16 protein-coding genes are annotated in these 17,575 nt (G+C 66.0%); 2 read left to right on the top strand and 14 right to left on the bottom strand.

Annotated elements, in window-relative coordinates; genetic code table 11:
- Positions 1-32: 32 nt before the first annotated feature.
- Together VMF11_08075 and alr are read left to right on the top strand one after the other, a co-directional pair.
- Positions 33-506: a hypothetical protein gene (locus VMF11_08075; GenBank protein HTU70267.1), complete on the top strand. Its 474-nt coding sequence runs from the start codon at positions 33-35 to the stop codon at positions 504-506.
- On the top strand, positions 503-1,630 hold the full coding sequence (gene alr / locus VMF11_08080; protein ID HTU70268.1) for an alanine racemase: 1,128 nt from the start codon (positions 503-505) through the stop codon (positions 1,628-1,630). The genes VMF11_08075 and alr overlap by 4 nt, the downstream gene beginning before the upstream one ends.
- On the opposite strand, the gene VMF11_08085 is transcribed toward alr, so the two are convergent.
- The 14 genes from VMF11_08085 to VMF11_08150 form a co-directional block, all read right to left on the bottom strand.
- Positions 1,623-2,342, bottom strand: coding sequence for a HisA/HisF-related TIM barrel protein (locus tag VMF11_08085; GenBank protein HTU70269.1), 720 nt, complete (start codon positions 2,340-2,342; stop codon positions 1,623-1,625). The genes alr and VMF11_08085 overlap by 8 nt on opposite strands.
- Positions 2,339-3,490, bottom strand: coding sequence for a citrate/2-methylcitrate synthase (locus VMF11_08090; GenBank protein HTU70270.1), 1,152 nt, complete (start codon positions 3,488-3,490; stop codon positions 2,339-2,341). Before VMF11_08090 ends, VMF11_08085 begins: the two co-directional genes overlap by 4 nt.
- A gap of 87 nt (positions 3,491-3,577) precedes the next feature.
- Positions 3,578-4,510: a D-alanine--D-alanine ligase gene (locus VMF11_08095; GenBank protein HTU70271.1), complete on the bottom strand. Its 933-nt coding sequence runs from the start codon at positions 4,508-4,510 to the stop codon at positions 3,578-3,580.
- Positions 4,507-5,463, bottom strand: a complete 957-nt coding sequence (gene murB, locus VMF11_08100) for a UDP-N-acetylmuramate dehydrogenase (GenBank protein ID HTU70272.1) — start codon at positions 5,461-5,463, stop codon at positions 4,507-4,509. The genes VMF11_08095 and murB overlap by 4 nt, the downstream gene beginning before the upstream one ends.
- Entirely contained in the window at positions 5,460-6,857 is a 1,398-nt protein-coding gene (gene murC, locus VMF11_08105) for a UDP-N-acetylmuramate--L-alanine ligase (protein ID HTU70273.1), read from the bottom strand. The genes murB and murC overlap by 4 nt, the downstream gene beginning before the upstream one ends.
- On the bottom strand, positions 6,854-7,921 hold the full coding sequence (gene murG, locus VMF11_08110; protein ID HTU70274.1) for an undecaprenyldiphospho-muramoylpentapeptide beta-N-acetylglucosaminyltransferase: 1,068 nt from the start codon (positions 7,919-7,921) through the stop codon (positions 6,854-6,856). Before murG ends, murC begins: the two co-directional genes overlap by 4 nt.
- Positions 7,909-8,862 (bottom strand): DUF2332 domain-containing protein, encoded by a 954-nt coding sequence (locus tag VMF11_08115; protein HTU70275.1) that lies wholly within the window; start codon positions 8,860-8,862, stop codon positions 7,909-7,911. Before VMF11_08115 ends, murG begins: the two co-directional genes overlap by 13 nt.
- On the bottom strand, positions 8,859-10,010 hold the full coding sequence (gene ftsW, locus VMF11_08120) for a putative lipid II flippase FtsW (protein ID HTU70276.1): 1,152 nt from the start codon (positions 10,008-10,010) through the stop codon (positions 8,859-8,861). Before ftsW ends, VMF11_08115 begins: the two co-directional genes overlap by 4 nt.
- Positions 10,003-11,397: a UDP-N-acetylmuramoyl-L-alanine--D-glutamate ligase gene (gene murD, locus VMF11_08125; GenBank protein HTU70277.1), complete on the bottom strand. Its 1,395-nt coding sequence runs from the start codon at positions 11,395-11,397 to the stop codon at positions 10,003-10,005. Before murD ends, ftsW begins: the two co-directional genes overlap by 8 nt.
- Positions 11,394-12,353, bottom strand: coding sequence for a phospho-N-acetylmuramoyl-pentapeptide-transferase (gene mraY, locus VMF11_08130; GenBank protein ID HTU70278.1), 960 nt, complete (start codon positions 12,351-12,353; stop codon positions 11,394-11,396). Before mraY ends, murD begins: the two co-directional genes overlap by 4 nt.
- The gene (locus VMF11_08135) at positions 12,347-13,021 is read right to left on the bottom strand and encodes a coenzyme F420-0:L-glutamate ligase (protein HTU70279.1); all 675 of its coding nucleotides are present in this window, start codon (positions 13,019-13,021) and stop codon (positions 12,347-12,349) included. The genes mraY and VMF11_08135 overlap by 7 nt, the downstream gene beginning before the upstream one ends.
- The gene (murF, locus tag VMF11_08140) at positions 13,018-14,397 is read right to left on the bottom strand and encodes a UDP-N-acetylmuramoyl-tripeptide--D-alanyl-D-alanine ligase (protein HTU70280.1); all 1,380 of its coding nucleotides are present in this window, start codon (positions 14,395-14,397) and stop codon (positions 13,018-13,020) included. The genes VMF11_08135 and murF overlap by 4 nt, the downstream gene beginning before the upstream one ends.
- Entirely contained in the window at positions 14,394-15,845 is a 1,452-nt protein-coding gene (locus VMF11_08145) for a UDP-N-acetylmuramoyl-L-alanyl-D-glutamate--2,6-diaminopimelate ligase (protein HTU70281.1), read from the bottom strand. Before VMF11_08145 ends, murF begins: the two co-directional genes overlap by 4 nt.
- A complete protein-coding gene (locus VMF11_08150; protein ID HTU70282.1) occupies positions 15,842-17,572 on the bottom strand; it encodes a penicillin-binding protein 2 in 1,731 nt (576 codons plus the stop codon). The genes VMF11_08145 and VMF11_08150 overlap by 4 nt, the downstream gene beginning before the upstream one ends.
- Between the last annotated feature and the right edge of the window lie 3 nt (positions 17,573-17,575).

The raw sequence follows: 17,575 nt of genomic DNA on the forward strand, positions 1-17,575 counted from the left end.
GCTTGGCGGGAGATGAGAACAACCTCGGAGCCATGCAAACGGCACAATCCCTGAATTGGGGCCGCGTTCTCGCGCAAGGCGTCGCGGCCGGAGTCGCCGGCGGTGCCGTCTTTCAACTCTATCTCTATCTCACGACCGTTCTGCCGGCGCACGGCAGCGTGCTCGCCGACTGGCAAGCGATCGCCGCGGCCGCGATCGGTCCGACGGCGTTCACCGCCATCGCCTACGCGTGGCTCGGCTTGCTGGTGAACTTCATCGTCAGCATCGGTTGGGCCGGCGGCTACGCGTACTTCGCGCAGTCACAGCCGATCGCGAATAAGCGCTGGCTCTTGGCGGGATCGACGTACGGCATCGTGGTGTACGTGTTCATGCAAATCCTTTTGCTCGGTGCGCACGCCTTCGTCTTCCCGCCGACGCCCAACGCCTTTTTCAACGACGTCATCGCGCACGTGCTCTTCTTCGGGGTACCGGTCGCGTATGTGGTGGCGCGCATGAACGGCGAATGATCGGCGCGGTCCGCATCGACACGGCGGCGCTGCAGGCGAACGCGCAAGCGCTGCGCGAGCTGGTGGGCCCGCATCACGCGGCGTTCGTGGTCAAGGGCAACGCCTACGGGCACGGCATGGTCGAGACGGCGCTCGCGATCGAACGGCTTGCGGTCAAGGTGTGCGTCTACGCCGTCGATGAAGCACTCGAACTGCGCGACGGCGGCATCACCGCGCCCATTTTGATTCTCGGGCCGGTACCGCCCGAACGGCTCGGCGAGGCGATGCGTGCAGATGCGGAGATCGCGCTCTGGGATACCGGAGCCTTCGTACGCGACGTCGCCGCAGCCGCGGCTGCAGCGCAGACCCGCGCGAAGGTGCACGTGAAGATCAACACCGGGCTCAACCGGCTCGGCTTGCAGGCGGAGGATCTGCCCGACGCGGTGGAAGCGTACGGTCACATCGCCAGCCTCGAGGTCGCCGGCATCTTTTCGCATCTTGCCGCCGCCGAAGAACTCGACTCCCCGTTCACGATGCACCAGCTCGAACGGTTCAATGCGGCCTACGCGCACGCTGAACCGACGCTCGCGTCATTCGGCGCCAAACCGATTCGCCACATCGCCGCTTCGGCCGCCGCAATGCTTTGGCCGCAGACGCGACTCGATCTCTCGCGCTTCGGCATCGCCCTCTACGGCCTGTGGCCCTCGGCGCAAACGCGCGCGGCGATGGACGGCGCAAATGTACCGCTGTTTCCCGCGCTTTCGTATCAGTCGGAACTGGTGGTGGTGCGCACGATCGAGGCCGGCGAGCCGGTGGGCTACGGCACGACCTTTCACGCGCCGCGCCAGATGCGTATCGGCGTCGTACCGCTCGGCTACGCCGACGGCATCCCGCGCGCGCTTTCGAATAAAGGCGCGGTACTGGTCGAAGGCGCGCGATGCCCGATCGTCGGGCGCATCGGCATGAACATGCTCAGCATCGATCTCAGTCACGCACCCGGTGCGCAAGCCGCTTCAACGGTAACGCTGATCGGGCGCGACGGGGACGAAGAGATCACGGTCGATGACTGGGCAATCTGGTCGGATACGATCAATTACGAGATCGTCACGCGGCTGCCGCCGACACTCACGCGCGAATTTATTTGACGGCGGCGATAGCGTCGGGGAGTTTGATCGTTCCCTTGTAAATCGCGCTCGCGACGATGCACGAGTCGACCGCCGGCGGCGCCTGCGTTTTGAGCGCGCGCAGGTCGTCGATCGTGCGTGCCCCGCCGTTGGCGGTGATCTTCAGGTCGGCGACGGCCGCGACTTCGCGCAGTGCCTCGATGTCGTAGCCTTCGCCCAATCCGTCGCGGCGAATTTCCGTGAAGATGATCCGCTTGATCCCCCACATCGCGACGCGTTTCACCAGCGAATCGCGGTCGACCGGCCGGCTCTCTTGCCAGCCGTGCGTCGCGACGTGTTTGCCCCGTACGTCGATCCCGGCGATCACGCGCTCGCCGAAGCGCCCGATGATCGCGCGCGCGCTGCGCTCGTCGTCTACCAGCATCGTGCCGATCACGATTTCGGACGCGCCCGCGTCGATCCGTTGCTGTGCCTTGTCGACGGTGCGAATGCCGCCGCCCACCTCCACCGGCACCTCGACGGCTTTGCAGATCGCGCTCACCACGCCCATGTTGTCGCCATGCCCGAACGCCGCGTCCAAGTCGATCACGTGCAGACGCTGCGCGCCTTGCGACACGAACGTCTTCGCCTGCGCGACCGGATCCTCGGCATACACGGTCGAGGTAGCGATATCGCCCGCCTCCATGCGCACGCATTTCCCACCCAGCAGATCCAGTGCCGGGATGACGATCATTGGCGCGATGCGATCGGGACGAACGGTCCCGGAGGCGGCCCGCTGTACGTGGCTTGCGGGCGAATCAGACGATTGTCGTGCAGTTGCTCGAGGATGTGCGCGGTCCAGCCGGCGACTCGTCCGCACGCGAATAGACACGTGAACTCATCGCCCGGGATGCCCAAATCAGCCAGAACCGGCGCGGTGTAGAAATCGACGTTGGCGTAAATCTTGCGATCCGGATGCTCTTCGGCGAGAATGCGCTGACTCTGCGTTTCGAGTTCACGCGCGATCGGATACCACTTCGATCCGCTGTGCGCGGAAAGATCTTTGGCGATCGCCTCGAGATGCTTGGCGCGCGGGTCGCGCACCCGGTACTCGCGATGGCCCATGCCCATGATGCGATTGTGTTTGGCGATCTCGTCGTGGACGAACTTCTCGGCCTTCTCGGGCGAGCCGATGGCGACGAGGTTCGTGTACGTCGCGCTCGCGGCGCCGCCGTGGAGATCGCCGGTAAGCGTGGCGAGCGCCGAGGTGACGCTGGCATAGATGTCGGCCCGCGTCGAGGCCGTCACCCGCGCCGAAAACGTCGAGGCGTTGTACGAGTGATCGGCGAGCAGCACGAGATAGGTGTCGATCGCGTCCTCCTCTACCGCCGCCGGCACTTTGCCCGTGCGCATGTACAGGAAGTTTCCCGCATCCGAGAGATCGGTGCGCGGCTCGATCGGGTCGAGCCCGCGACGGATGCGATCCCATGCCGCGACGATCGTCGGCATCTTGGCAATGAGTTCGATCGCGCTGTGCACGTCGGAGACATGTTCGCCGTGATTGTTGACCGGCACGAAGAGCGCGAGTCCGCTGACGACCGTGCGCAGCACGTCCATCGGCCATGCCGTCTTCGGCACCGTCTGCATTGCGGTCAGCAACGGTCCCGGAAGCGCGCGCCGAGACGCGAGTTCGCGCTTGAATTCTTCCAATTCTTTGGCGTTCGGGAGATGGCCCAATAGCAGAAGATGCGCGACTTCTTCAAACGTCACGTTTGGCGCGAGGTCGTCGATGTCGTAGCCGCGATATGTCAGACGGCCGATCTGGCCTTCGACATTACTAAGAACGGTGGATCCGACCACGACGCCCTCGAGACCGCGATCGACAACCAAACCAGTAGACATAAAACCCTCCAGGAAACGCCCCCGAGGTAGCCGAGAGCCTAGTGAATTTTGAGGAGGCGGCCACCCCCGCCTGCCGACAAAAGTCGCCTAGGCGACATCCCTTACGTCGCGGCGCGCGAGCGCGTAGCCGACGAGCCGATCGACCAGCGCTTCGTACGAAATACCAACCGAGCCGCACGCGTCGGGCACGAGGCTCGTCGGAGTGAGACCGGGCAGCGTGTTGATCTCCAGGATCTGCGGCCGCCCCTCTTTGGTCACGATGAAATCGGTGCGCGAGTAGTCGCGCAGCCCGAGCAGCCGGTGCACCGAGAGCGCGATCATCTGCAACCGTGCCGCCAGATCTTCGTCGATCCGCGCCGGCACGACGTGCGTGCTGCCCCCCGGACCGTATTTGGCTTCGAACGTGTAGAACTCGTCTTGATTCGGAATGATCTCGATCACCGGCAGCGCCTCTTCGCCCAAGATCGCGACGGTGAATTCGCGTCCGTCCAAATACTCCTCGGCCATGATCTGCGCGTAATTCTTGGCGGCGGCGAGCATGGCGTTCGTCCACTGCTCGTGCGTGCGCACGATCGTCACGCCGATCGCACTGCCTTCGAAGCGCGGCTTGATCACCAGCGGCAAATCCAGCGAGCCCGGGAGCAGCGGCAACGTGCCGCCCGAGAGATCGAAGAGATCCCACGCGGCGGTCGGCAAACCTTCGGCGGCGAGCAACTTCTTGGTGAGATGTTTATCCATCGCGATCGCTGCTGCCTCGACGCCGCTGCCGGTGTAGGGAATCGCGAGGAAATCGAGCAGCGCCTGCACTTGCCCGTCCTCGCCGCCCGGTCCGTGCAGCGCGTTGAAGACCGCGTCGGGTGCGATCTCGCGGATCGCATCGACGAAGCGCAGATCGTAGTCGAGCGATTGCGCGTCGTAGCCGAGCGACTGCAGCGCGCGCATCACGCCCGATCCGGTCGAGATCGAAATCTCGCGCTCGGCGCTCGAGCCGCCCATGACAACGGCGATCTTAGCTTTCATGTCTCATCGATGAAGACACCGACCAAATGAACTTCCAGTTGCAATTCGACCCTAAATCGATCGAAAACGGCTCGGCGCACGCGCGCAAGAAGCGTTGCGACATCCTTGGCACTGGCTCCCCCGACGTTGTTGATGAAGTTGGCGTGGAGCTCCGAGACTTCCGCGCCGCCGACCCGCCATCCCTTAGCCCCGGCTGCTTCGATCAACCGCGCCGCCTTGTCGCCGGGCGGATTGCGGAAGCAGGAGCCCGCGTTGGGGAGCGCGATCGGCTGCGTGCTCTTACGGCGCACCAAGCGCGAGCGCATCTCCTCGCGCACGCGCTTGGGATCGCCGCGATCGAACGCGAGATTCACGCGCGCCACGATCGCATCGCGCGCCAGCGAGGTATGCCGGTAGAAATACTGCACGGTCACGGCGTGCGGTTGCGGCTTGGCCGGACTTTGCACCCACAGCTCGCGCACGAACTCGCCGATCTCACGATCGGTTCCCGCGTTCATGCGCAGCGAGCCGCCGACCGTGCCGGGAATACCCGCGAGCGACCCGATGCCGACCGCGCCGAGCGAGGCCGCGCGGGAGGTGACCGCCGCCATCTCGGCCGAAGCGCCGGCATCGACCAGCACGCGCGCCGCATCGGTGTGCGCCTCGATCGCCTTGAACGCACCGCCCAGCCGCAGCACGATTCCGCGCAGACCGCCGTCGCCGATCAGCACGTTGCTGCCGCCGCCGAGCACGAACCAGGGGAGTTTGCGTTTGAAACACCGTGCCATCACCGCCGCGATTTCCGCTTCGCTTTCCGCGACGGCAAAGGCGTCCGCCGGCCCGCCGATCCTCCACGACGTGTACGGCGCGAGCGGTTCATCGAATTTCACGCGCGCGCCGAACGTTTCCAGCAGCGCCGCCCGATCCGCCGTCGAGAGCAGCGACTCCGTCGCGAGCGCGTTGGTGAGACTCATACCTTGACGTCGGCGGCGTTGGCGCGCCGCGCCAAACGCGCGGCCACGTCGGTGATGTTGCCCGCGCCGAGCATCAACACCAGCGCGCCGCGCGGCACATCGCGCAGCAACACCTCTTCCAGCTCGTCGACCCGCGACACGTACGTCACCGGCGAGCCGGCGGCAGCAAGAGGCTCACCGATCGAACGTTCCGAGATGCCGGGAATCGGCGGTTCCGATGCAGCGTAGACCGGCGCGAGATAGACGCGATCCGCGCCTTTGAGCGCATCGGCAAAATCGCGCGCGAGATACGCCGTGCGCGAATACCGGTGCGGCTGAAACGCGACGATCACCGGCCCGCGATGGTATTGGCGCGCGGCGGCGATCGTCGCGCGCACCGCGGTCGGATGATGGGCGTAGTCGTCGACCAGCACCATGCGATCGCTGCGCACCAGAATATCGAAACGGCGGCGCACGCCCCGAAACGCGTTCAAGCCTTCGGCAATGCGCACGAACGGCACCTCGAGCTCGCGCGCCGCGGCGATCGCGGCCAGTGCGTTCTGAACGTTGATCGTGCCCGGCACGTTGAGTTCGATCGTACCCAGGCACACCTCGCCGGCGATCGCATCGAACGAGGTACCCAAGCCCTGCGCGTGCACGTTGCTCGCGCGGACGTCGGCGCGCGGCCCGAAACCGAAGGTCACCGTGCGCGCGCGCCGTTCGCGTTCGAGCAGCGAGGCGGCAAGCGGGTTATCGACGCCGACGATCGCGCAGCCGTCTTTCGGAAGCTTGCGCAGAAATTCTTCGAAGGCGCGCACGAGCTGCGGCAGCTCGTCGTCGCTCTGCAGATGATCGTTCTCGATGTTGGTGACGATCGCGATCTTCGGATCGAGCAGCGCGAAGGAGCCGTCGGACTCATCGGCCTCGGTCACGAACCATGCGCTGCGCCCGTCGTACGCGTTGGTGCCGAGCGCGCCGTCGATGCCGCCCAGCGCCAGGCTCGCGTCGACCCCGGCTGCACGCAGCACCGCGGCAATCATCGCCGTCGTCGTGGTTTTGCCGTGCGTCCCGCAGACCCCGACGCCGCTGCGATTGCGCAGCAGTTCAGCCAACATCTCGCCGCGATGCAAAAGCGGAATACCGCGGCGCTGCGCCGCCAGGTATTCGGGATTGCGGCGATCGATCGCGGAGCTGACGACGACCGTGTGCGCAGCATCGACGTTGGCCGCGTCGTGGCCGATACGAACGTCGGCGCCTTCCTCGCGCAACTCGGCGATGAGCGCGGTCTCTTTCAGATCGGAACCGGAGACGCGCTGACCGCGTGCGAGCAGAATCCGCGCGATCGCACTCATGCCGATCCCGCCGATCCCAACGAAATGCCAGGTTTTTGCGCCGGCTTCGCTCGCGTTGCTCACGCTCGATTCTTCCGCACAGTAAGCAATTCGACCCGGGCGAGAATTGTCGTAAGCGGATCGGGTTCGACCGTGCGCGAGGCGGCGGCGCGCAATTCGGCTAGGCGAGCGGGCCGCGTGACCTCGGCGAGGATACCGCGCAGCTTCCCGGCGAGCAGCTCCCGGTCGTCCACCACCACCGCCGCGCCGGATCGCGCAAGCATGGCGGCGTTGGCGCGCTGATGGTCCTGCGCCGCGTGCGGATAGGGCACGAGGATCGCCGGGCGGCCGGTTGCCGCCAGCTCGCCCAGGGTCGAAGCGCCCGCGCGCGCCAGCACGAGGTCCGCCGCCGCGTACGCATCGGTCATGTCATCGAGATATGCACGAAGAACACCGTCGCTGCGCCCGAGCGCGCTGCGCACCCGGTCGTACTCTTTTTCGCCGGTCACGTGAACGAGTTGCCATCCCTGCGGCAGCCCGTCGCTCGTGAGCAGTGAGGTCAGCGCGTCGTTGATCGTGCGCGCGCCTTGACTGCCGCCCACCGCCAGCAACGTCTGCCGTTTGGTCGAAAGCCCGAGCCGCTCGACCGCGGCATCGCGACTCGGCAACGCGCGCAGCGCCGCACGCACCGGAATGCCGGTGTGCACGTACTTGCCGGTAAAGTGCGCGTCGCCGTCCGCGAACGCGCCCCACACCTCGTCGACCAGCGGCGCGAGCAGCCGATTCGTGAGCCCCGGGTGCGCATTCGGCTCGAGCAAGACGATCGTCTTTCGCAACATCCGTGCCGCGAGTGCAACCGGGAACGCGACGTAACCCCCGGTCGCGATCACGATGTCCGGCCGGAGCCGGCGCAGCGCGCTCATCGCCTGAACGACGCCGACGAGATTGACGTACGCGCGTTTGGCCGGCGCACTTCGTATCGTGACCAGCGGATAGCCGGCTCTGGGAACGAGCGTTGCTTCCAGTCGATCGGCCGTACCGATGAACGTGACGTTCGCCCGATCCCCGAGCGCTTGCGCGATCGCGATGGCCGGATAGAGATGACCACCGGTTCCGCCGCCGGTGAAGACGACGTTCAGCCGATCCATTCGATCTCTCGCGCGTGTCCGGTGCTCGTGGCGATCAGCTCATCGTATCCGCCGGGCCAGGTTCGCAGGCGCGTCTGGTAGCGGCGGCTTCCGCGCTCGAATTCCATGCGAAGCCACGCGAACGGGCCGTTCGCCGTTGCCGCAGCGCCGATGGCTTCGATGATGCCGGCAAGCCGCGCGCGCTCGTCTTTGGTGAGATGATCGCTCACGACGGACTGCATCACCACCGTTGCGTAACCGGGCTTCGGCTCGACGCGGCGCGGCAGCCACTCGAACATATCCGCCTGCTCGACCGCGAGCGGCCGCGTACGCGCCCGCTCGATTGCCTGGTGAAGGAGGGCGACGCGTTCCCCGTCGTCCGCCCAGACGTAAGAGAGCAGGCGTCTGCGATCTTCTTCCTTATTGATATCGAGGGGGTGCAGGTCGCACGCCGCCCGTTCGGCGATGTCGTACCCGTCGATTTCGATCCGCGTGTTCAGACCCGCGCTTGCGCCGATTTCGAACAGGCGCAACGGGAACCCCGAGGCTCGCGCGAACGTCGAGAGTCCGGCGGCTAGAACCCGCGCGCGCATCACCTCGTTGGTCTGCGGCGTCCGCGCAAAGAGCTTGCCGATGCGCTCGTCGTTGGATTCGAGCCGCGCACGCATTGCCTCCCACAGTTTGTCCCACTGCCGCTCGGCGCCGCCGCACGAGGGCAAGAGCGCCGCGACGTCGGGCGCCTCGCCGCTCAGCGCAAGAAAATGAAAGGCCGCCATCAGACGCACGCCGGGCGTCGACATCTGCTTGCGTGCGGGATCCTCCTCGAAGAAGCGATACATCGCGCCGTGGGCACGATAATCGGCAAGCGCGCGTTCCAACGCGCGCTGATAGAGCTGCGAGCCCATGATCCCGAACGCCTCGATCTGCTGCACGAGACGCCGCTCGACCGGATCCGCGATCACGGTTGCGCGATGCGTGCTCCGCGGCCGACGTTGGCGATCAACGCAACCGCGATCAGGTTCACGATCAGCGAGCTGCCGCCGAACGAGATAAACGGCAGCGGTACGCCGGTCACCGGCCACGACGACGTCACGACGCCGATGTTGACGAAGGCCTGGATCACTACGATCGCCATGCACCCGATCGCGAGAAAGAAGCCGAAGCGGTCGGGCGCCGCGATCGCGATGCGCACCGCGCGGTAGCCGAACACGATGAAGAGCACGACCACCGCCAGCGCGCCGATCAAGCCCAGCTCTTCGCCCAGGATCGAGAAGATGAAGTCGGTGTACTGCTCGGGGAGATAGAAGAATTTCGCGCGCGAGTTCCCCAGACCGACGCCGAAGATGCCCCCGCTTCCGAGCGCGAGCAGCGACTGCACGATGTGGAAGCCGTAATTCTCGGGGTCCTTCCACGGATTGAGGAAGGCGAAGATGCGATCGCGCTTGTAGGGACTTGCGAGCACCTCCACCACGACGGCCGGCATGGTGGCCAGCGCAATCGCGATCAAGTGCGAGAAGCGCGCGCCGGCGGCAAAGAACATCGCGAACGCGATCATCACCAGCAGGCTCGCCGTCCCCATGTCGGGTTCTTTGAGCACGAGCACGGCGACGATCGCGACCGGAATGCAGAGCGGAAAAAGGCCGCGCACGAGCGAGAGGATGCGGTCGCTGCGCGCGGCGAGCATCGCGGCGAGATAGATCACCAAGCCCAGCTTGGCAAATTCCGAGGGTTGAAACGTCAGCGAGGACGCGCCGATCCAACGCCGCGCGCCGTTGACCGCGATCCCGACGTGCGGCACCAGTGCCAGCGCGAGTCCGAGAATCGACGCGACCAGCAGATACGGCGCCCAGCGTTTGAGCAGGTGATAATCGAGCCGGTAGACGCCGTACGCGATGACCAGACCCACCGCCAGCCACGCGATCTGGCGTTTCGCGTAGTAGGCGACGTCGTGATGTTCGAGATACGCGGTCGCGCTCGAGGCGGAAAAGACCATCACCAACCCGATCGCGACCAGCGAAGCGACCGCGAAGAAGAGCAGCGCGTCGGGCGGCGTCGCGATATACGAACGCACCCTGGTCGCCTGCCGCTGCGCGGGCTGCGCGTTAAGCACCAGCGGGTTGCCTCAAGGCGTGCACCGCGGCCGAGAACTGCTCGCCGCGATCTTCAGCCGAACTGAACATATCAAAGGAAGCGCAGCCCGGCGAGAGCAGCACCACGTCGCCCGGCGAGGCCAGCTCGCGGGCCGCACCGACCGCATCGATCATCGAGGGCGCCCGCACGACCGGAAGCTCGCCCACGTGCTGCGCGATCGCATCGGCCGCCTCGCCGATCGCGACCAACGCCTTCGCGCGCTGGCGAATCGCCACGCCCATCTCGACGAAGTCGGTGCCTTTGGCGCGCCCGCCGGCGATCAAGACGATCGGCCGGTCGTAGGCGCGCAGCGCCGCCACCACCGAGCCCGGATTGGTCGACTTCGAATCGTCGACGTAGAGCACGCGGTCGATCTCGTCGACGTTCTCGAGCCGGTGCGGCATCGCATGAAAGCTCATCACCGCCTCGCGCACCGCGCTCGGATCGCAGCCGACCGCGAACGCCGCAAGCAGCGCGGCCATCACGTTTTGCACGTTGTGCGCGCCCGCCAGCGGAATCTCGTTGCGGGCCATCAGGGTGATCGGCCGCGGGTCGCCGCTGATCGGCGCGTACACGATGCGATCGTTCTGCAAATAGATCGTGGCGTTGTGATGACGCTCGCCGAGCGTAAACCAGAGCTGGCGCGAGCGAATGTTGCGCTCGCTCTTGGTCACGTCGAGATCGGCGACGCGCTCGTCGTCGCGGTTGCCGATGAAGAAATCGCCGAACGCTTGATTGGCGAAGATGCGGAACTTGGCTTCGGCGTACTCGTCCATCGAATGGTAGCGGTCGAGATGATCGGGCGCGATGTTGAGCAGCACCGCCACGCGCGGTTTGAACGCGCGAATCGTCTCGAGCTGGAAGGAGCTGACCTCGGCCACGACCCAATCGCTGGTGCGCGCGTCGATAACTTCGTCGATCAGCGGGTTGCCGATGTTGCCGCCCACGCGCACGTTGTAGCCGCAGGCCCGCAGCAGGTGCCCGATCAGCGCGGTGGTCGTCGACTTGCCTTTGGTTCCGGTGACGGCCACGATCGGCGCCTTGCACAGGCGGAACGCGAGTTCGATCTCGCCGAAGACCGGCACGCTGCGGTCTTGCACCGCGCGCACGATCGGCGAGGTGAGCGGTACGCCCGGCGAGAGCACGGCCGAGGTCAGACGCCCGACGATCGAGTCGAGCGCATCCGGCGCAACAAAGGTGACGCCAAGCGTTTCGATCGCCGTGATCGCCGTTTCCAACTCGTCGATCGGTTTCTCGTCGGTCGCGTAGACGGTCGCGCCGCGCGAGCGCAACACGCGCACGCAGGCCAGGCCGCTTTTGCCCAACCCGATGACGAGAACCGTCTCGCGTGCATCAAAAGTCATCATTTTACGAGGATCCATCCGAGTGCGGAGAGGGCCGCCGAGGCGGTCCAAAAGGTCGCGGTCACTTTGGTCTCGGGCCAACCGCCCAGTTCGAAGTGGTGGTGCAGCGGGCTCATGCGAAAGATCCGCTTGCCGTGCGTGGCCTTGAAATAGGTGACCTGCACGATCACCGAGAGCGCCTCGGCGACGAAGACGCCGCCGATCAGAATCAGCAGCAGCATCTCGCCTTCGAGAATCGCGATGCCCGAAAGCAGCGCGCCGAGCGCGAGCGAGCCGGTATCACCCATGAACAGTTTGGCCGGGTGCACGTTGTAGACGAGAAAACCCAGAGAGGCGCCGATGCCGATCAGCGCGGCGGCGGTCGGGATGGCGAGCTTGAGCGAGTACCCGATCGCCACGAAGACCAGCAGCGGTGGAATCATCGTTCCGGTCGCCAGGCCGTCGAGCCCGTCGGTCAGATTGACCGCGTGGATCGTGCCGGTAACCGCCAGGATACCGAGCACGAGCCAGAGCCAATGCGGCACGGTGAGCGCGAACGTGCCGGCATGGAAGATCACGTCGCGCGGAAAGATCGCGGTCGTCGCGTCGATCATCCGCAGAAACGCGATCGCCACCAATGCGGTCGCCAGCAATTTGGTGCTCGCGCGCAGGCCGCGGTTGCGTCCGCGGGTGATGCCGAGCAGATCGTCGATCATCCCGATCGCACCGCAGGCCGCGACGATGAAGATCATCGGTGCGACGAACGGAAACGAGGTGAGACCGCATAAGAGTAGCATCGGCAAAATGAAGACGATTCCGCCCATCGTGGGCGTACCGGTTTTTACTTGATGCGATTGCGGCGCGTCTTCGTAGGCGAACGCGCGCAGCTGAAGTGAGCGCAGAATCGGCAGCAGCACGGTGCCGGCGAGAATCGCGATCGCGCAGCTTCCGATGACGAGGATCGAGATGACGCTCAGCATTGCAGCGGATTCGCTCCGGACGCGCGCCACTTCAGCACGACGAGCGGCGTCTGCTCGTCGCCGTTGCCGTGCGGATTATCCAGCAACGCTCGCTCGACCAGCGTGCGATCGACGCCGCGCGAGGCGCCCAGCACCTTGGCCTTCTGCAAATCGTTGGCATCGACAACGGCGACGCCGGTGCCGGTCGCGGCGGCGATCGTCTCGCTCACGCCGTCGGGGTCGCGCGGCGCCAGTACGATCGCGCGCTCGTAGGGCGGCATCGTGCCGGTGTAGCCGTCGATCGCCGCGATTGCTTCACCGAGCCGTTCGTAGAAGATCCCCCGTTTGCCGACGATTTTGCCGAGCGCGTTGAGCAGCGCGGCCGAGAAGACGCGCCACGGACCGACCGCGTCGATGACGAGCTGCAGCGACTCGGGTTGGCTCACCGTCGCCATCGCGCCGGCACGGCGCGAGAGCGTGTAGGCAAGGCGCGACGGCCGGATGTGTTCGGCCACGACGAATTCACCTTGGGCGATCGCGACCGCGGTTTCGGAGATCGCGATCACGTCGCCGGTGCGGGCGATGCCGTGCACGGCGGCGGCGACGAGCGCGGCGAGGTCGTCACCGACGCGCACGACGCGCGTTCGAACCGGAAGAGCAACCACTCCTGGAATGCGCGTCAACGTCAACGGCGTAAGTCCTCGACGATCTCCTCCAACTTGTACTTGCGCGAACCCTTCAACAGCACCGCATCCCCGGCGCGCGTGTGATCGCGCACCCACTGGGCTGCTTGTTCGTTGGTCACGAACGGCACGATGCGCTCGGAGGGCAGGCCGGCGCTGCGCGCACCCAATGCCAATTCGCCCGCGAACTCGCCGCCGACCAGCATTACGTCCACCTTGGTGGCCGCGGCGTGGCTGCCGACCCGGCGGTGCAAGTCAGCCGCTCCCTCGCCAAGCTCGGCCATGCTTGCGAGCAACGCGATGCGGCGCGCCGCATCTTCGCCGGCGAAGGCATCGAGCGCCGCCATCATCCCGGCTGCATTCGCGTTGTACGCGTCGTAGATCAGCGTCACGCCGTTCTCGAGTTCGATGCGTTCGTACCGGCCGTGCGGCAGCTCGATCTCGGCGACCGCGGGCGCGATCTGCATCGGCTCGACGCCGAGCTCGACCGCAGCGGCGATCGCGGCGGCAAGATTGGCGCGATTGTGCGCACCGGGCACGCGCGCGTCGACATCGTAGGTGTGCTCGCGCTCGCCGTCGATCTCGATCCATTGCCGTGAGCCGATGAGCGCGGTGACGCGCCCGTACATCGGCACGTTCTCGCCCGGACCGCCGGTGAAGAACCAGTGCGGCGGCGCCGAGAGCGAGGGGGCGCGCCTGATCGAGGCCACGTCTTGCGCGTTGAGGACGGCCCGCGCTCCGGTTGAAAAGAGCGCCCACTTCGTGATCTCGAGCCGCTCGCGCGAACCCATGATCTCCAGATGCGCGTCGCCGATGTTGGTGAGGATCGCTACGTCGGGCCGGGCCGCGCGCACCAGCTTTTCGATATCGCCGTAGTGCCGCGCGCCCATCTCGATCACCAGCACGTCGTGCTCGGCGCCCTCGGCGGCGAGCAGGACCTTGCTCACGCCGATCTCGTTGTTCTCGTTGGCCGGCGTGGAAAGCACCCGCGCGCCGTAGCGCAGTGCGAGCAGTTGCGCGGCAAACGCCTTGGTCGTCGTCTTGCCGGCGCTGCCCGTGATCGCGAGCACGCTGCCGGCGAACCGGTTGCGGGCGGCGGCGGCCAGGGCCAGCAGCGCATCGAGGGTGCTCTCGACCACGATCGTCGCGATCCCGGGAATCACCGCGTCGGGATCGTCGACGATCAGCGCGGTTGCGCCGCGTTCGACGGCGTCTTGCGTGTAGAGGTTGCCGTCGAACCGTTGCCCGCGCAGCGCGAGAAAGGCTTGGCCCGGTTCGAGCGTGCGCGTATCGGTCGAGATCTCGATCCGTTCGGGCGCACGCTCGATCTCGAAGATCACGCCGTGCGTCACTTTGGCCGCTTCGTCGAACGGCAGTTTCATGCGTGCGCACCCCGCGCCGCCAGCGCCTCGCGCGCGACTTCGACGTCGTCGAAGGGCAACGTTTGCGTGCCGATGATCTGGTAGGTTTCGTGCCCCTTGCCGGCGATCAGCACCACGTCGCCCGGACCGGCCTCTTCGATCGCGCGGTGAATCGCGGCGCGCCGGTCGACCTGACTGACGTGCGGATGCGCACCGATGCCGGTCTCGATCTCGGCGACGATGGCTTCGGGCGATTCGCTGCGCGGATTGTCGCTGGTGACGTAGATGCGGTCCGCGTACGCCGCCGCGACGCGTCCCATTTGCGGACGTTTGCCGCGGTCGCGATCGCCGCCGCAGCCGAAGACGACGGCCAGCGCGCGCGGAGCGGTCTCGCGCAGCGCGATCAGCGCGTTCTCGAGCGAATCGGGCGTGTGCGAGTAGTCGACCACCACGTCGATGTCGCCGCCGTTCACGTGCTCCATGCGGCCCGGCACGCGCTCGAGCGCATCCAACCCGTGCGCGCACGTCTCCAGATCGAGATCCAACGAGCGCGCGACACCGATCGCCGCCAGCGCGTTCGCGACGTTGAACATGCCGGGAAGGTGAACCCGCATCGGCACGCCGTCGACGTCGAATGTGCTGCCCGATGCGCTCGGTTCGATCGTGCGCGCCGTAATATCCGCGTTGCCGTGCAGCGAGTAGCTGAGGGTGGGAATACGGCGGCGCACGTCGGGCAGCCAGCGCGCGCCGTACTCATCGTCAACGTTGAGCACCGCGGCCGCCGCCATGGTGAAGAGCCGCCGCTTCGCCGCCGCGTAGGCTTCGAGCGTTTGATGAAAATCGAGGTGATCGCGGGTAATGTTGGTCAACGCGGCGACTTTGAAACGCACGTCTTCGACGCGATCGAGTGCCAGCGCGTGCGAGCTGACCTCCATCGCGACCGCCCACGCTCCGAGTTCGCGCATCTGCGCGAGCAAGCCGTGCAGCTCGGGCGGCAGCGGTGTCGTATTCTCGAGCGTCCAGTTGTGCTCGCGAAACTGCGCGCCGACCGTGCCGATCACGCCGCACGGACGGCCCGAGGCTTCGAGGATCGCCGCGATCATGCGCGTGGTGGTGGTCTTGCCGTTGGTACCGGTAACGCCGAGCACGTCGAGCGCGCGCGAGGGGTCGTCGAAGAAAGCAGCGGCGATCGTCGAGAGCGCGCGGCGCGTATCGGGGACGTGAATTGCGCTGACGCTCACCGGCACGGCGAGCGCGTGCGCCGCTTCAACCACGACCGCGACCGCGCCGGCAGCGATCGCGCGCTGCACGAACGCGTGACCGTCGGTGTGTTCGCCGGGCATCGCGACGAACAACGCGCCGGGCGTGACCCGGCGCGAATCGATCTCGATGCTGCTGATCTCGCGCGAGCGTTCGCCGATGACCTGCGTGCTCGCGGGTAAGCGCGCGACGATACGATCGAGCGTCATGGCAAGACACCCGCGTGCAGCATCGCTTCGCGCGCGATCCGTGCGAAGACCGGGCCCGCGATCTCGCTGCCGTAGTACATGCCCTGCGGATCTTCGATCTTGACGTAGATGACGTAACGCGGATGCTGGTAGGGAATCATGCCGATGAACGATGCGGCGTAGTGACCGGGCGCGTATTGCCCATCGACGACCATCTGCGCGGTGCCGGTCTTGCCGGCGGTGGTGTAGCCGGGAATCTGCGCGACGAAACGGCCGGTTCCGTGGGTGACGACCGAACGCAGCATCGCGCGCAGCTCGGCGGCGATCTTTTCGGAGAAGACGCGGTGTTCGACCTCGGGCGGATATTGGTAGATGATCTTGCCCCGCTGATCTTCGATGGCACGCACGATGCGCGGGCGCATCAGCAAGCCGCCGTTCGCGATCGCGCAGTAGTAACGCGCCATTGCGATCGGCGTGACCGAAACGCCTTGGCCGAACGACATCGTGGGCAGCGAGAGTTCGCTCCACTGATCGGGCGAGGGGACGATGCCGGGGCTCTCACCTGGGAGTTCGATATCGGTCGGCGAGCCGAATCCCGCCTTGCGTTCCATACTATAGAAGTTCTGTGCTCCGGTCGCGAGGCCCACTTCGGCCGCGCCCACGTTGTGGGAATACTCGACGATCTCGCCCAACGTTTCGGTGTCGCCGGTTATCGGCATGTCGTCGTCGGCGTTGTGGATCGTGTGGCCGTCGATGGTGATGGCGTCGCGGGCCGGGAAGCGCGTCTGCAGGGTGACGCGGCCCGAGGTGAGCGCCGCCGCCGCGGTGACCAGCTTGTAGGTGGAGCCCGGCTCGTAGGTGTCGACGACGGCGCGGTCTTCGTAATCGCGCGCCGGGTACTTCCAGAAATGGTTCGGATCGAAGTGCGGGATGTTGGCCATCGCCAAGATCTCGCCGGTCCACGGATCCATCACGATCGCGGTACCGTCCTTCGCGTGCGACTTCGCGACTTCTTGATCGAGCGCTTCTTCGGTGACGAACTGCAAGTACGAGTCGACGGTGAGTTCAAGGGAGAGACCGGGCTGCGCCGGCGTGATCACGTGCTCGTGACCGAAGGGAATCGGCCGGCCGAAATCGTCGGTTTCGAGCGTGACCTGCCCGGACTGTCCGCGCAAGAGCGAATCGAATTCGTATTCGAGGCCGTCGAGGCCGTTCTCGTCGGTGCCGACGAAGCCGAGAATGGTGGAGAGCATGTCGCCGACCATGTCGATGCGCTTGCCGGTGACTTCTTCTTTGAGCTGAACGCCGCCGCCGAGATTTGCCGCGCGGACCCGCTGCGCCAGCTCGACCGGAATCTTGCGCGCGATCCACACGAACCAAAGCGATTTATCGTGCAGGTCGGCGACGATCGAGGGATCGAGTTTGCCGAAGATCGCTTCGAGCTTGGCAACGGTGGCGTCGGGATCGGTGAGGTCGCGCGGCACGGCGTAGACGCTCTCGGAGGGGAGAGAGCGCACCAGCACCGTGCCGTTTCGATCGGCAATGAAACCGCGGCGCGCGAAGACTTCGACCGTGTTGGAGTCTTGCGCGAGCGCTTCGCGAGCGAGCTTGGGTCCGTCGATGACTTGTACGAGATAGAGACGGATGCCGAGGTAACCCGCCATCGCGAGACAGAGATAGAAAAACAGCTTCGCGCGCATCGGAGCGATACGCGCGAAGGCCCGGTTGTGGAGCACCGTGCGCGCCACGCG

The organism is Candidatus Baltobacteraceae bacterium (genome assembly GCA_035502855.1).
In the GTDB taxonomy this organism is placed as follows: Bacteria; Vulcanimicrobiota; Vulcanimicrobiia; order Vulcanimicrobiales; family Vulcanimicrobiaceae; genus Aquilonibacter.

What these genes read in the sequence shown, in the direction of transcription:
- VMF11_08075 (HTU70267.1), top strand. Translation starts at nt 33, where the DNA reads ATGCAAACGGCACAATCCCTGAATTGGGGCCGCGTTCTCGCGCAAGGC.
- murG (HTU70274.1), bottom strand. Translation starts at nt 7,921, where the DNA reads ATGGATCGGCTGAACGTCGTCTTCACCGGCGGCGGAACCGGTGGTCAT.
- murD (HTU70277.1), bottom strand. Translation starts at nt 11,397, where the DNA reads ATGATGACTTTTGATGCACGCGAGACGGTTCTCGTCATCGGGTTGGGC.
- murF (HTU70280.1), bottom strand. Translation starts at nt 14,397, where the DNA reads ATGAAACTGCCGTTCGACGAAGCGGCCAAAGTGACGCACGGCGTGATC.
- murB (HTU70272.1), bottom strand. Translation starts at nt 5,463, where the DNA reads ATGAGTCTCACCAACGCGCTCGCGACGGAGTCGCTGCTCTCGACGGCG.
- alr (HTU70268.1), top strand. Translation starts at nt 503, where the DNA reads ATGATCGGCGCGGTCCGCATCGACACGGCGGCGCTGCAGGCGAACGCG.
- VMF11_08145 (HTU70281.1), bottom strand. Translation starts at nt 15,845, where the DNA reads ATGACGCTCGATCGTATCGTCGCGCGCTTACCCGCGAGCACGCAGGTC.
- VMF11_08095 (HTU70271.1), bottom strand. Translation starts at nt 4,510, where the DNA reads ATGAAAGCTAAGATCGCCGTTGTCATGGGCGGCTCGAGCGCCGAGCGC.
- VMF11_08085 (HTU70269.1), bottom strand. Translation starts at nt 2,342, where the DNA reads ATGATCGTCATCCCGGCACTGGATCTGCTGGGTGGGAAATGCGTGCGC.
- VMF11_08090 (HTU70270.1), bottom strand. Translation starts at nt 3,490, where the DNA reads ATGTCTACTGGTTTGGTTGTCGATCGCGGTCTCGAGGGCGTCGTGGTC.
- mraY (HTU70278.1), bottom strand. Translation starts at nt 12,353, where the DNA reads ATGCTGAGCGTCATCTCGATCCTCGTCATCGGAAGCTGCGCGATCGCG.